This is a genomic window from Brucella sp. NBRC 12950, assembly GCF_030268145.1.
Classification (GTDB): domain Bacteria; phylum Pseudomonadota; class Alphaproteobacteria; order Rhizobiales; family Rhizobiaceae; genus Brucella.
The window spans coordinates 286,139-298,098 of record NZ_BSQC01000008.1 but is presented as its reverse complement, the minus strand read 5'-3'; the positions used below and the strand labels follow the sequence as shown (position 1 = coordinate 298,098).

The following is an 11,960-nucleotide window of genomic DNA, read 5'->3' as shown; positions in this document are numbered from 1 at the left end:
ACCACCTATCAGGACGGCTCTGCTCATCGCTTTGGCGACGCATCGCCTTCAAGCTATCAGAACTAATATCGGCGCAAGCCGGTAGAATACAAAAAGGCGAAGCCCTCAGGCTCCGCCTTTTGTTGTTGTTGGTGGTAAAATCTGATGCGGAAGCCGGATTGGCTTGAGTTGTTTCAAGACAGCGCCTGGAACGCCTCCATCTCCGATTAAGGGTCGAATTGTTACGACGGGCGCCAGAAGCCCATTATCGAGTGAAGGTTTCGCGCCCAAAAGCTTACCCATCAGGCCTAAATCCTGAGGCGATGAAAACCGCGCAGGCGATTGGCTCATTTCCATATGCCGACGCACCGCGTCTTCCCAACCGTCTGCAAGAATAGCACCCGGTTTCAGCAACAAAAGCCAGTCCGCTCGCAGATCATCAAAAGCCGACTGCAAATCCGTTTCGTCGTAAAGTGAGCAACCTGCCCCCTCTGCAACCAACCTTGTCTCGTCAGTGGACGCCCTATCCACAACGACAACACGACGCAATAGCCCTTCAACAACTGCCGGCACCAGTGCTGACAGTGTTTGAGCCAGAAGCCCCTCAGAATTTCGCGTGAAAATCAGAACTGATAACATGCTTTCTTTTATATCAAGACCGCGTGATCGAAAAGCTTTCGGATTATCTGTTCTTGCTTTGTTCCCATCGTTGGATTACGAATAGATTCTGAAACGAGAGAGTCAGTTATGGAAATTATCCAGCAGGCAGACAAGGCAGCATTCGGAACAGGACGGGCGGAACATGCCAACGCGCTTGTCGGTGAAGCAGGCCTGCGCATTGACCACTCGCGACGTCGTGGGCGCGGTGCGGGCATCAATCCTACCGGCCGGTTCGAACCAACCACACGACACGAATTTGATGATGGCTGGGAGACACTAGAAGACCTGCCGCCTTTCAAGACGGATGTTCAGGTTGAGAAACCTCGTACCATCATCACGCGCAATGATTCACCAGATATCAGCTTCGACCGTTCGATTAACCCTTATCGCGGTTGCGAGCATGGGTGCATTTACTGTTTTGCGCGGCCAACACATAGCTATATGGGGCTTTCAGCCGGACTTGATTTCGAGGCGCGTCTGTTCGCCAAACCGGATGCACCACGCCTGCTGGAGCGCGAACTGGCAAAACCCGGCTATCAGGCCAAGACTATAGCAATTGGCACCAATACCGATCCCTATCAGCCCATCGAGAAAAAATGGCGCGTAATGCGCGAGATTCTTGAAGTGCTGGAGGCTGCCAATCATCCTGTCGGCATCGTCACTAAGTCAGCTCTGGTCGTGCGGGATATTGATATCCTGTCTCGCATGGCTGAAAAAGGGCTGGCCAAGGTAGCGCTTTCAGTCACCACGCTTGATGCCAATCTTGCGCGCACAATGGAGCCCCGCGCATCAACGCCGACTTTGCGCCTGCAGGCCATTCGCAAGCTCGCCGATGCCGGCATTCCGTCGAATGTGATGATGGGACCGATCATACCCGGCATCAACGATCATGAGATTGAGCGTATTTTGGATGCAGCTTACGCACAGGGCGCACGCGAAGCAGGCTATGTACTGCTCCGTTTACCGCTTGAAGTAGCTCCTTTGTTCAAAGACTGGCTGCTGCGCAATCATCCTGATCGCTATCGCCATGTCATGTCGCTTGTGCGCTCCATGCGTGACGGGAAAGACTACGATGCGGAATGGGGCAAACGTATGCGTGGAACAGGCCCTTATGCTTGGCAGATTGGCCGTCGCTTCGAGATTGCTGCACGCAAGCTCGGCTTCAATTCAAAGCGTATTCCCCTGCGCACGGATCTGTTTGAGCCTGTTGAGAAGGGTGGCAAACAGCTTTCGCTTTTTTAAGCGGCACTACTTCTGGATAGCGGCGCTCCTATCATCAAAGTGAGGTGAAAGAGCCCTGTATCTTGTTGGCTTTAAGTGTGCATGAGTTGTCAGTTGTGAGTTTGATCCCCGTCTGGTTTTTTCAGGCGGAAGGCCCCTGCTTTTACGCCACTATCCTCGGCAGGGACCTTGCGGAGAATCAGAAGCAATGCGAGCATTGCCGCCAAATGAAACGCTTGAGTTCTGATTCTCCGCTCCTCTTTGAAATCCCGCTTGCCCCCGACTTCTCCGAAGAGAGAAGGCATATGTCGCGAGGGCTTCGCCATATTGCAGGCATTGATGAAGCTGGCCGCGGCCCACTCGCCGGTCCGGTCGTTGCGGCGACGGTGGTGCTTGATCCGAATGACCTGCCAGAAGGGCTAGATGATTCAAAGCGGTTGAAGGCTGCCAAGCGCGACGCGCTTTACGAAATCATCCTCGCCAAAGCACTGACCGTTTCTGTTGCAAGCCTAAGCGCGCGAAGTATAGACGCCAGTGACATTCGCAAAGCGGCGCTTGAAGCCATGCGTCGTTCATTGATGGGGCTGACACTCAGCCCGGATCATGCCTTGATTGACGGACGCGATGTACCGCCCGGTTTGCCCTGCGCCGGTTCTGCATTGGTGAAAGGCGATCAACGTTCTATCTCAATTGCGGCCGCATCAATCGTTGCGAAAGTTACACGTGACCGAATGATGATCCGTGCCGGTCTAGCCCATCCACCATACAGTCTCGAGGTACATGCTGGTTACGGTACGGCCAAGCATCGAGCGGCTATTGAGACAGATGGGCCGGTGCCCGGCATCCACCGCTATACCTTCGCGCCGATCAAAGGGCGCTATAGCGTCTAAATCATAGATCAATGAAAGGCTTAAACCGTCGCCAGTTTGGCTGCAAAGCCAAAAAGCAGAGCCGCAAAGCCCCAACGCTGAATAGATTGTATGACCGGATATCGCTTGAACAGGTTGCCGAGTGACGATCCCGCAAAGGCATAGATCGTATCGAACGACAGCCCGACGATGGTCATTATCCCACCCAGAAATGCAAACTGCATCATGATACTGCCTCTGTCTGGATGCACGAACTGCGGCAAAAGAACCGAGCAGAAAAGCAAAGCTTTCGGGTTCAGCAGATTGGTGAGTAAACCCTTACGGGCGGACGCCAAATAAGAGCGTCGTTCGATGCCGTTGGTTGCTGTATCAAGGGACGCCAATGGGTGACGCAAGATGCCGATCGCAATCCAGACCAGATAACAGGCACTCACGATCCGCACGAATTGAAACGCGATTGGAAATGCGTGCAGGAGAGCAGCCAAACCAAATGCAGCGAGCAGGACGTGGCAAGCACGGGCCGTTGCAAGCCCTGCGGCAGCAGCTAGTGCATGAGCTCTGCCCTGCGCCGCTCCCGTCTGTAGAAGCAGAATCATGTCCGGCCCAGGAAGAAGAAATGCAGCCGCCAGTGCACTTGCAAATAACCACGTCTCGCTCATCAATATCGCCTCGAACAGCTAAAATCCACGCAGCTGCCATCGGGTTGGCTCATTGCATATGATGAATGAGCTACAGCTGATAGAGCTTTCCGAAGCTAACTCGTAAGTGCAGTCCGTGTCCTTGCGTTTTATGGTGCGGAGTGGATCGAAGTTGATATAATCTGCCAATATGACTTTTCAGAATGGTGGCTTATGCCAAAATTAAAACTAGACGCAACGGACCGTAAGATACTCGCTGCACTGCAAGACGATGCGCGTCTTTCAAACGTTCAGCTTGCCGATAAAATAGGGCTGTCCCCTTCCCCGTGTTTGCGACGAGTCAAACTCCTCGAAAAAGCTGGCGTCATTCGAGGCTACCACGCGGCACTCGACCGCAATGCCGTAGGGCTGGGACTGACTGTCTTTGTTGGCATCCGTGTAGAGCGCCATCATGAGGAAACAGCGACAGCATTCCGTACGTCAGTGCAGAACCTGCCTGAAGTCTTTTCCTGCCATCTTGTATCGGGAGAATCCGACTTCCTGTTGCAAGTCGTCGTGGCTGACCTCGCAGCCTATGAACGCTTTCTAACCGGCACTTTATTGCGCCTTCCAGGCGTTATAGATATCCGCAGCAATTTCGCGATCCAGACAGTCAAGGCTCAAGGGGAACTGGCGCTCAGCCAAATCGCTGAACCGGACGCGGATTAAGAGCGGCTTCCTTGAAAAGAAGACAGAACAGAAAACAAAAACGCCGCCCTTTTGAGGCGGCGTTTTCAAAACTCTAAAAAGACCGAACTTAGTTCAGGTTAGTCTTAACCTGACCGAGTGCATCCTTGAACAAGGTGCCTGCAACCTTTGCATCAACCTTGTCGGCAACGATCTTGCCAGCAGCGGCTACTGCCAGATCAACAGCCGAAGCGCGAACTGCATTGATTGCATCGGTTTCAGCAGTTGCAATCTTCTGCTCAGCAAGCTTGTTGCGGCGAACAACATATTCTTCAGTCGCACGCTTGGCATCTTCAAGAAGAGCCTTTGCTTCGCGTTCAGCGGCGGCAACGATGTCGCCAGCTTCTTTTTCCGCTTCCTTGCGCTTGCGATGATATTCAGCAAGAAGCTGTTGTGCTTCTTCGCGCAGGGTGCGGGCTTCTTCCAGTTCCTTCTTAATATTCTCGGCACGCTCATCAAGCGAACGGCCGATCATACCTGGAACCTTCAGGTAAACAATCAGAGCAATGAAGAGAAGAAGAGCAATAAATGCCCAAAATGTTGAATCCATTTTCGTCTCCTCAGGCGTTTGCGGTTTTGACTGCTGCGGTTACATCAGCCTTATCAGCTTTTGTACCCAGGAGCTGTTCAACTATCGCAGACGTGGTTTCTTCAGCGATCGTACCGACATCGCTCATGGCCTTGGCCTTGATTGCGGCGATACGTTCTTCAGCTTCTGCCAGCTTGCTTTCAAGAGCAGCTTCCGCAGTCGCACGTTCTGCGTCTGCTTCGCCTTTGCCTTTTTCGCGAGCAGCTTCGGCAATCGAAGCAGCCTTGGTGCGGGCAGCGGCTAGTTCCTGTTCATAGGCAGCAATAGCGTTGTCTGCATCCTGCTTGAGGCGTGCAGCCTGCTCGAGATCCTGCGCGATACGGTCACGACGGTTTTCAATCACGCCACCGATGCGCGGGAGAACCACACGCGACAGGAACAGATAGAAAAGGCCGAAAGTGATCGCCAGCCACAGAAGCTGCGATGCATAATGGGTGGAATCGAACGGCGGGAATACGCCGCTGCCGTGTCCGGCATCGTGCGCGACCCCGGTTTCGGTGTGCACAGCATCGGCTGCGCCGTGCTCGCCAGCAGCTGGTGCCGGTTGCGATTCGGTGGCGGTTTGGGCAAACGCCGTGGACACGAACATCCAGATTTCCCCTTTAATCCAGCATATTCTTTTCCAGAGAATAACTCCGGAAGTTCTGGAATATGCTCACTCAGACTTCATATGAAAAGGCCAGCCGCGCTGCATTTCAAGATACAGATCGCGGCAGGCCAGTTTCTTGCGACTGTTTATTAAACAGCGAAGAGGAGCAGAAGCGCGATGAGCAGCGAGAAGATGCCCAGAGCTTCCGTCACAGCGAAACCAAACACGAGACGGCCGAACTGGCTGTCAGCAGCGGATGGGTTACGCAGAGCGCCCGAGAGATAGCTACCGAAAATGTTGCCGAGGCCGAGAGCCGTACCGGCCATACCGAAACAGGCGAGACCGGCGCCGATGTACTTTGCTGCTTCCGCTTCCATGTTAAAGCTCCTTCTGGATTGCAAATTAGTGCGGATTTCTGTTCTGGCGGAAACCCGCCGGCGAGAACCTTAGTGACCTGGATGTACTGCGTCGTTGATGTACATGCAGGTAAGAACGGTGAAGACGTAGGCCTGGAGGAATGCAACCAGGAACTCAAGCGCGGTGATCGCGACCGTCATGATGAGAGGCAGGATAGCGCCGCCAACACCCAGCGCACCAAGCGAGCTCAGCGAGACAACGAAGCCTGCGAAAACCTTGAGCGTGATGTGGCCTGCCAGCATGTTCGCGAAAAGACGAACCGAGAGGCTGATTGGGCGCGAGAGGAACGAAATGATTTCAATGGCAACAACCAGCGGCACGATGATGCCCGGAACGCCGCTTGGTACGAACAGCTTGAGGAAGCCGAGCCCATGCTTATAGAAACCGTAGATGATGACTGTACCGATAACCAGCAGAGAAAGAGCGAAGGTTACGATGATCTGGCTTGTGACCGTGTAGAAATAAGGGAACAGGCCGATGAAGTTTGCGACGAGCACGAACATGAACAGCGAGAAAACAAAGGGGAAGAACTTCATACCCTTTGAGCCAGCTGAATCTCTCAAGCTGGACGCCACAAATTCATACGCCATTTCCGAAACCGACTGAAGGCGGCTTGGAACCAGACCACGGCTCGACGATGTGAAGTAGAGGAAGCCTGATGCAAGCACCACAGTTGCGACCATGAAAGCCGAAACATTGGTAAACGACAGGTCCAAACCACCGACGTCGATAGGAATCAACCGGGAAACCTGGAACTGATGGATCGGATCGTTGGCCAACTTAACCTCGTCTGTCGTTCCTGCCCTAAGGCGTTTCAGTCTCGGGCGAACCGCCCGCTTTGTCTCAAATGTCTATACGCGAACATTTTCGTGATGTCCGCGAAGACTTATTCCTTATCGCTCTTTTCCACGCTAGACTTAATGTTGCCTTGATCGGCGACATAACCTGCGGAACGGAGCACATTGAGGGTGCCTGCACCGAAGCCTAGAAGGAGAAATACGATTAACCCCCATGGCGACGTGCCCGCGTAGCGATCAAGAGCCCAACCAATTACCGCACCAACCACGATACCAGCGATAAATTCACTGGAGAGTTTCATGGCCTGCGCGACGGAACTGGATGTTTCCGACCGCTCATCCTCGGAAGCCGGTGCCTTGAGTACACCTTTTTTGGCCAATTCGACCTCAAGGCGATTCAAACGCTGATCCAGCCCCCCAGAAACAGTTTTGCCTTCCACATTCTTGCTTTGACCGGGTGTTTTTCCCGGCTCAGTGCCGCTCGTCATTGGCAGCTCCTTTTTGCAAGAAATGCGGGCGCTACAAGCCCATTTCCAAGTTGCGCGCAACATATTGACACACCGCCCGCTAGTCAAGGCAGTCAAGCAGTTGCTTCAGAAGGTTTTTTCTCTTGGAAATACAATAATTTAGCTATTGGTGCGACTCATTTTCCGATCAAAGTCGGAGAACAGGCAGCAATTCGGCCTCAAAATTGGAATCGAATTGGGCGAAAGTCAGCACATAGATTCATCATTGTGCACGCGTTTCAAGCGACCGTTCAGACAAATAAATGTGTCCTAAAGTGATCGCACCCATGCTGTCGGTTATCAGCTCCAACCGCCGCCATAGGTGCGATAGAACACATGAAGGCCAATCTTGGTCATCTTCTTCATGGTCGGCGCCCAGAATGGGCTGACATAGGTTGCATGATAATGGGTGGATGAACCAACTTCCGGCAACCAGATCTGGCCTGCGGTCACAATCTTTGCCACCTGCTGTGCAAGACGCCATTGCGGAATTTCCGTGACGCGATGCTTCTGACCGTCACAGGCGAAGGAAAACTGACAGGCATTGAGCCAGTTCCGGTTTTGATAGACAACGCCGCAGATCGTGCCGGGATAAGCAGGATTACGCACACGATTGAGCACTACCTGAGCAACAGCCACCTGCCCTTTGACGTTTTCTCCGCGCGCTTCGTAGTAAACCGCTTCGGCGAGGCACTTCTGCTCTTTGGTTCCAAATGATTCTGCAGGCAGAGGCGTTGCAGCCCATGCATGATCCTGATCGCTGATTGGCGGCACGAAGCGGCCTGCATCGGCTTCCGGTGTCAGAATGCTCTCGAAGGGAGAGGTTTTGCCATAGTCAGGCTTAGAAGGCGCATAGCCCAACGCGAGAACGTCGGGCTGATCATTGTTGATTAGCTTTGCCAGTTGCACCGGCATGTCCGGTTTGGGCTTGGGCGGTTTGACCGCATGAAACGCCATTGCGATTTCGACCTCCTTGCCCTCGACACTGGACTTGGAGAAAGCCATACGCGCATCAATCTTCTCACGAGGGGCAGTAATCATGCTGATCTTCTCAAACATGCTACCTGCATTGAAAGTCCGCGCTGGAGCTTTCGGCTTCACAGAGACAAGACGACCGGTCTTATCGGAACGATTGATGCGGTTTTCATCGGGATTGGGATCGTCAACCCCCAGCTTGGCAGTCTTCTTGCCACCCGAAAGCGCTACGCGACCAATACCCGGAACTTCGATACCGCTGCTGGCGATGCTGCCAGTGACGGTCGTGGCATCGACAAAGGGCATTTCTGCCTGATGGAGCGATCCGACGGGAGCTTTGGCAACAAACGCGGTCCAGCGATGACCGGCTACATCAGCCGTCGGCACAAGGCTGGCCATGTCCTGAAAGGCGATTGCATTGGAATTGAAGAGATAGGTGATTGCCGCCAGAACCAGCGGCACGAGACGATGCGGCTTATGCAGAACCTGACGCGGTTTTGCGCGTACGGCGTAATAGCGACCATCCTCCGGGCAATAGCCCGTCACCGGATAGTGCCATACCGGCTCGGCTACGGCCTTTGACCGGCCAAACAGCGCTCGTATGGAACCAAAACGCACCGCAAACTCCACTCGCAACGATTACTTAACTATAGCGAATAATGGAGTATTAACCTTGATGGATCGTTAACGCGTCTTTGTTTACCCTTTGAAAAGGTTGATTAATTTTGAATTAACGGTGTTTGATGGCTGTTTGTTTTCATTTGCTTTTTTAGCCTTCTCAATAGCAAATATGTGCAAGGTGAAACGCCTGCGCTTTAACTCGGATGCCGAAGGAATTTTGAATGATGGGCAAAAAGCGATCGAAAGTTCTTATATTGGCGCTGGTAGCCCTCCCCTTTGCGGCTCCAATAGTGAATGCTCAGACGCCAGAGCGCACAATCATTCTTGCTGATACGGTGAAGTTAACGCGTTGGGCTGACATTCATCAGGTGCCTGACCCGGCACACAATGACCCTTACTATCATCTGGAAGTGTTCGAGCATAAGAAAGGGGCTAAGCCCTGGGTGTTCAAACGGCTCGCTCACCATATGGTCATAACGCCCGACGCACTCGATAAGAGTCGCACTCAGAAGCAAGCCAAAACCTATGCCTATAAGGACGTGGAGTTTTGGATCACATACAAGCATTGGCGCGACAACCCAGAAAGCCGCGCCCAGACACCTGTTTGTGAGACAACAATCATTGACTGCCTGCGAAACTAACCTGAGTTATTCATAGGCCGAATCGAAGAAGGCCTTCTCAAGCTCCACCGCGCGCTGAAAAAAGCTACGGCATTCTGCTTCCGTCTTAGACCCAACTCGATCGAGTTCTGATCTCAGAAAAGCAACAAAATCTGAAAAATAAGGGTTGTCGTGTAAAACAATCCACTCAGAGAAAACAAAACTTTCGGGTAGGTTCTTGGGAGCCTTTTGCGCCCAATCAAGATAAAGCCATTCTGCAACCGTCAGAACGGAGAGACAGGCGGCATACGAACCCGAAGTCGCAGCTTCCAGCATTAATGCTTTAAAGGCTGCGGTTGGTTCCGCGTCTGGTGCATCATAACGTTCAACATGGCTTACATCAAGCGCAGCAAAAGCGCGTTCAAAATAAGAATTTTCGTCATTACTAATCATGCCGATGAAGCGCCCAAGTGTCAGCTTGGCATCCATATTATCGCAATTGACGAGTACGCCACCCAGAAGCGACAGGAAGCAATCGATAAAGCGATGATCCTGAACGAGATAGCGCTTCATAACTTCCTGCGGAACAGAGCCATCAAACATTTCCTGCACCAAACGGTGTTGAACGGCCTCGGACCAGAATGGCTCAGCGCTTTTGCGCAAATTTTCGGAAAATCGTTCCGATTTTTGTTCAGCGATTATCGACATAAGTGGGGCTTGGCTCCGCATTCTTGAGGACTTCAAGTAAGCTTAGACGCCCATCCCGATCATCGCAATGCGAAGCGGCGAGACTTGTGCTTTTAAAAGACATCTGGAAAAACGGTCTTGAACAGGCCACAGAGCAGAAATAAGCGGGCAATATGATCAAGAAAATCCTCTTCGCTGTCGTTGTCATCGCTGTTGCTTTGTTTGGCTATACAAAGGTTATGGCGCGCATTGGTTCTGGCGAACCACCGCAGCCTGTTCCCGCCGAACAACAAGCCGATGCCATAGAGGTCAATAAAGGCGAACGCCGGATGACCCTGCTTCGGGATGGCACCGTGATTGGCACATATCGCATTGCGCTTGGTGGTAATGGCGATGGCGGACACAAGGCGCGCGAAGGTGATCAGAAGACGCCGGAAGGCGCTTACGTCATCGACTGGCGCAATCCGCGCTCAATGGCACATCTAAGCCTGCATGTTTCCTATCCGAATGCAGCAGATCAGAACGCCGCCGATGCGGCCGGGTATTCGCCCGGCGGCAATATCATGATCCACGGCTTGCCCAATGGTTGGGGCTTGCTTGCACCGGTGCATCACCTTTGGGACTGGACGGATGGCTGCATCGGCGTGACCAATGCTGAAATGCGCGAAATATGGTCCAAGGTGCCAAATGGCACCCCGATTACCATCATGCCTTAAGCTGCTTTAACAGCCCAACGTTCGATGTCTGTGCTCTGACCAATCAATGCCAGACCATTGGCAATCGAATCAAACTGGTTCGAGCTTGTCACCATCGCGTCGGGGAAACGCTTCTCAAACGCGGCACGGATCGCGGGCACAAAGGAAGTGCCGCCCGTCAGAAACACGCGGTCGATACCGTCAAACGTCAGGCCTGCATTCTCCACAGCCTGTTCGACCGACTGCTCGATATTCGCCACATCATCGGCGATCCAATTATCGAAGTCGTTGCGGGTAATGTCTGAGCGGATCTCGAAATCGTCCGCCTTGAAGTGAAGCTCGGAAATTCTTTCCGATGACAAACGGACTTTGAGATTTGAGACCGCGCGATAGATCTCATAACCATAATCATTTTCGATCAGGTGAATGAAATGTTCGAGCGGCTCCGGATCGACGGCATTCTTGGCAAGATCGGTCAGCGCGCGAATGGTTGCGGGCGAATTCATCAGGAACAACGTGTTCCAGCGAGCGAAATTTGCATAATAATGCTTGGGCACCGGCAAGCGCTTGCCGAAGGATTTATATTCACCGTTCTTGCCAAGCAGCGGCGATACCGCATTGTCGATGATGCGATAATCGAACGTATCGCCCGCAATGCCGAGACCCGTCTGGCTCAGTGGCGTGAAACTCAGGCCATCCGCGCGCACTTCGAACCGCACAATGGAGAAGTCACTGGTACCACCACCAAAGTCAGCAACGAGAACAGTCGATTCGGCTTTCAGTTCCTGTGCGTAGAAATATGCAGCTGCCACCGGTTCATAGACATAATGAATATCTGTGAAGCCAAAAGCGCGGAACGCTTTTTCATAACGCTGCATGGCCAGCTCTTCGTCCGGCGTTGCCCCCGCAAAGATGACGGGGCGTCCAATGACAACACGATTGCCCTTTGGGGGCAGCCGATCGCCAAGGCGCGCAGCAACTGATTCCAGAAACGTCTCAAGAATATCTTCAAACTTGAAGCGCTTGCCGAAGACGGGTGTATCGGTGAAAGATTTTTGAGCCGCAAACGTCTTGAAAGACTGCAGCATACGGGTCGAATGCGGCGCATTCACAAATGCATCCATCGCCCACGGCCCGCTTTCCGATGTGCGTTCGCCGGTTTCCCGATCCTGCCAGAAACACAGGATCGAGCGATAGCCGGTGATATCGACGCCATCTTTCGGCACACTCAGCACTGCAGTCGAACCATCGGGCGATGCAAGCGACAAAACAGTGTTTGTCGTGCCGAAGTCGATGCCCAGTGTGACGCCGTCAAACTGGCTCTGGTTCACTGTCGTCATGATCTGCCTCTGATGGTGGGGATTTTCAGGAGGCGGCGGATTAGCAGACCAA

General features: G+C 52.9%; 15 protein-coding genes. 5 read left to right on the top strand and 10 right to left on the bottom strand.

What is annotated here, in order from left to right; translation table 11 throughout:
• Nucleotides 1-105: 105 nt before the first annotated feature.
• Complete coding sequence (locus QSJ70_RS15640; protein WP_285537692.1) at nucleotides 106-618, bottom strand: glycosyltransferase family protein; 513 nt, start codon at nucleotides 616-618, stop codon at nucleotides 106-108.
• Between the two features lie 108 nt (nucleotides 619-726).
• On the opposite strand from QSJ70_RS15640, the gene QSJ70_RS15635 reads away from it, so the two are divergent.
• Together QSJ70_RS15635 and rnhB are read left to right on the top strand one after the other, a co-directional pair.
• Nucleotides 727-1,881, top strand: a complete 1,155-nt coding sequence (locus QSJ70_RS15635) for a PA0069 family radical SAM protein (protein ID WP_285537690.1) — start codon at nucleotides 727-729, stop codon at nucleotides 1,879-1,881.
• 206 nt (nucleotides 1,882-2,087) lie between these two features.
• A complete protein-coding gene (gene rnhB / locus QSJ70_RS15630; protein WP_285537689.1) occupies nucleotides 2,088-2,750 on the top strand; it encodes a ribonuclease HII in 663 nt (220 codons plus the stop codon).
• Between the two features lie 20 nt (nucleotides 2,751-2,770).
• On the opposite strand, the gene QSJ70_RS15625 is transcribed toward rnhB, so the two are convergent.
• Complete coding sequence (locus QSJ70_RS15625; protein ID WP_064320229.1) at nucleotides 2,771-3,388, bottom strand: LysE family translocator; 618 nt, start codon at nucleotides 3,386-3,388, stop codon at nucleotides 2,771-2,773.
• A gap of 192 nt (nucleotides 3,389-3,580) precedes the next feature.
• Here QSJ70_RS15625 and QSJ70_RS15620 point away from each other — a divergent pair, with 192 nt between their 5' ends.
• On the top strand, nucleotides 3,581-4,075 hold the full coding sequence (locus QSJ70_RS15620; protein WP_285537687.1) for an Lrp/AsnC family transcriptional regulator: 495 nt from the start codon (nucleotides 3,581-3,583) through the stop codon (nucleotides 4,073-4,075).
• A gap of 88 nt (nucleotides 4,076-4,163) precedes the next feature.
• Here the strand turns inward: QSJ70_RS15620 and QSJ70_RS15615 are convergent, their stop codons facing one another.
• From QSJ70_RS15615 to QSJ70_RS15590, 6 genes are all read right to left on the bottom strand, one after another.
• Nucleotides 4,164-4,643, bottom strand: coding sequence for a F0F1 ATP synthase subunit B (locus tag QSJ70_RS15615; RefSeq protein WP_007873666.1), 480 nt, complete (start codon nucleotides 4,641-4,643; stop codon nucleotides 4,164-4,166).
• Nucleotides 4,644-4,653: 10 nt separating this feature from the next.
• On the bottom strand, nucleotides 4,654-5,271 hold the full coding sequence (locus tag QSJ70_RS15610; RefSeq protein WP_007873665.1) for a F0F1 ATP synthase subunit B: 618 nt from the start codon (nucleotides 5,269-5,271) through the stop codon (nucleotides 4,654-4,656).
• A gap of 149 nt (nucleotides 5,272-5,420) precedes the next feature.
• Complete coding sequence (locus tag QSJ70_RS15605; protein WP_007632966.1) at nucleotides 5,421-5,648, bottom strand: F0F1 ATP synthase subunit C; 228 nt, start codon at nucleotides 5,646-5,648, stop codon at nucleotides 5,421-5,423.
• Nucleotides 5,649-5,717: 69 nt separating this feature from the next.
• Entirely contained in the window at nucleotides 5,718-6,467 is a 750-nt protein-coding gene (locus QSJ70_RS15600) for a F0F1 ATP synthase subunit A (protein WP_007873664.1), read from the bottom strand.
• 107 nt (nucleotides 6,468-6,574) lie between these two features.
• The gene (locus QSJ70_RS15595) at nucleotides 6,575-6,973 is read right to left on the bottom strand and encodes an AtpZ/AtpI family protein (protein ID WP_285537677.1); all 399 of its coding nucleotides are present in this window, start codon (nucleotides 6,971-6,973) and stop codon (nucleotides 6,575-6,577) included.
• 318 nt (nucleotides 6,974-7,291) lie between these two features.
• Nucleotides 7,292-8,584, bottom strand: coding sequence for a cell wall hydrolase (locus tag QSJ70_RS15590; protein ID WP_285537675.1), 1,293 nt, complete (start codon nucleotides 8,582-8,584; stop codon nucleotides 7,292-7,294).
• A 224-nt stretch (nucleotides 8,585-8,808) separates the two neighbouring features.
• Between QSJ70_RS15590 and QSJ70_RS15585 the strand changes: the two genes are divergently transcribed.
• The gene (locus QSJ70_RS15585; protein ID WP_285537673.1) at nucleotides 8,809-9,228 is read left to right on the top strand and encodes a DUF5086 family protein; all 420 of its coding nucleotides are present in this window, start codon (nucleotides 8,809-8,811) and stop codon (nucleotides 9,226-9,228) included.
• Between the two features lie 6 nt (nucleotides 9,229-9,234).
• Here the strand turns inward: QSJ70_RS15585 and QSJ70_RS15580 are convergent, their stop codons facing one another.
• Nucleotides 9,235-9,894, bottom strand: a complete 660-nt coding sequence (locus QSJ70_RS15580) for a TenA family protein (protein ID WP_285537671.1) — start codon at nucleotides 9,892-9,894, stop codon at nucleotides 9,235-9,237.
• A gap of 152 nt (nucleotides 9,895-10,046) precedes the next feature.
• Here QSJ70_RS15580 and QSJ70_RS15575 point away from each other — a divergent pair, with 152 nt between their 5' ends.
• Nucleotides 10,047-10,589 (top strand): L,D-transpeptidase family protein, encoded by a 543-nt coding sequence (locus tag QSJ70_RS15575; RefSeq protein WP_105518203.1) that lies wholly within the window; start codon nucleotides 10,047-10,049, stop codon nucleotides 10,587-10,589.
• On the opposite strand, the gene QSJ70_RS15570 is transcribed toward QSJ70_RS15575, so the two are convergent.
• Entirely contained in the window at nucleotides 10,586-11,908 is a 1,323-nt protein-coding gene (locus QSJ70_RS15570) for an Hsp70 family protein (protein WP_285537667.1), read from the bottom strand. The genes QSJ70_RS15575 and QSJ70_RS15570 overlap by 4 nt on opposite strands.
• Between the last annotated feature and the right edge of the window lie 52 nt (nucleotides 11,909-11,960).

What these genes read in the sequence shown, in the direction of transcription:
- QSJ70_RS15640 (WP_285537692.1), bottom strand. Translation starts at nt 618, where the DNA reads ATGTTATCAGTTCTGATTTTCACGCGAAATTCTGAGGGGCTTCTGGCT.
- QSJ70_RS15635 (WP_285537690.1), top strand. Translation starts at nt 727, where the DNA reads ATGGAAATTATCCAGCAGGCAGACAAGGCAGCATTCGGAACAGGACGG.
- rnhB (WP_285537689.1), top strand. Translation starts at nt 2,088, where the DNA reads ATGAAACGCTTGAGTTCTGATTCTCCGCTCCTCTTTGAAATCCCGCTT.
- QSJ70_RS15625 (WP_064320229.1), bottom strand. Translation starts at nt 3,388, where the DNA reads ATGAGCGAGACGTGGTTATTTGCAAGTGCACTGGCGGCTGCATTTCTT.
- QSJ70_RS15620 (WP_285537687.1), top strand. Translation starts at nt 3,581, where the DNA reads ATGCCAAAATTAAAACTAGACGCAACGGACCGTAAGATACTCGCTGCA.
- QSJ70_RS15615 (WP_007873666.1), bottom strand. Translation starts at nt 4,643, where the DNA reads ATGGATTCAACATTTTGGGCATTTATTGCTCTTCTTCTCTTCATTGCT.
- QSJ70_RS15610 (WP_007873665.1), bottom strand. Translation starts at nt 5,271, where the DNA reads ATGTTCGTGTCCACGGCGTTTGCCCAAACCGCCACCGAATCGCAACCG.
- QSJ70_RS15605 (WP_007632966.1), bottom strand. Translation starts at nt 5,648, where the DNA reads ATGGAAGCGGAAGCAGCAAAGTACATCGGCGCCGGTCTCGCCTGTTTC.
- QSJ70_RS15595 (WP_285537677.1), bottom strand. Translation starts at nt 6,973, where the DNA reads ATGACGAGCGGCACTGAGCCGGGAAAAACACCCGGTCAAAGCAAGAAT.
- QSJ70_RS15585 (WP_285537673.1), top strand. Translation starts at nt 8,809, where the DNA reads ATGATGGGCAAAAAGCGATCGAAAGTTCTTATATTGGCGCTGGTAGCC.
- QSJ70_RS15580 (WP_285537671.1), bottom strand. Translation starts at nt 9,894, where the DNA reads ATGTCGATAATCGCTGAACAAAAATCGGAACGATTTTCCGAAAATTTG.
- QSJ70_RS15575 (WP_105518203.1), top strand. Translation starts at nt 10,047, where the DNA reads ATGATCAAGAAAATCCTCTTCGCTGTCGTTGTCATCGCTGTTGCTTTG.
- QSJ70_RS15570 (WP_285537667.1), bottom strand. Translation starts at nt 11,908, where the DNA reads ATGACGACAGTGAACCAGAGCCAGTTTGACGGCGTCACACTGGGCATC.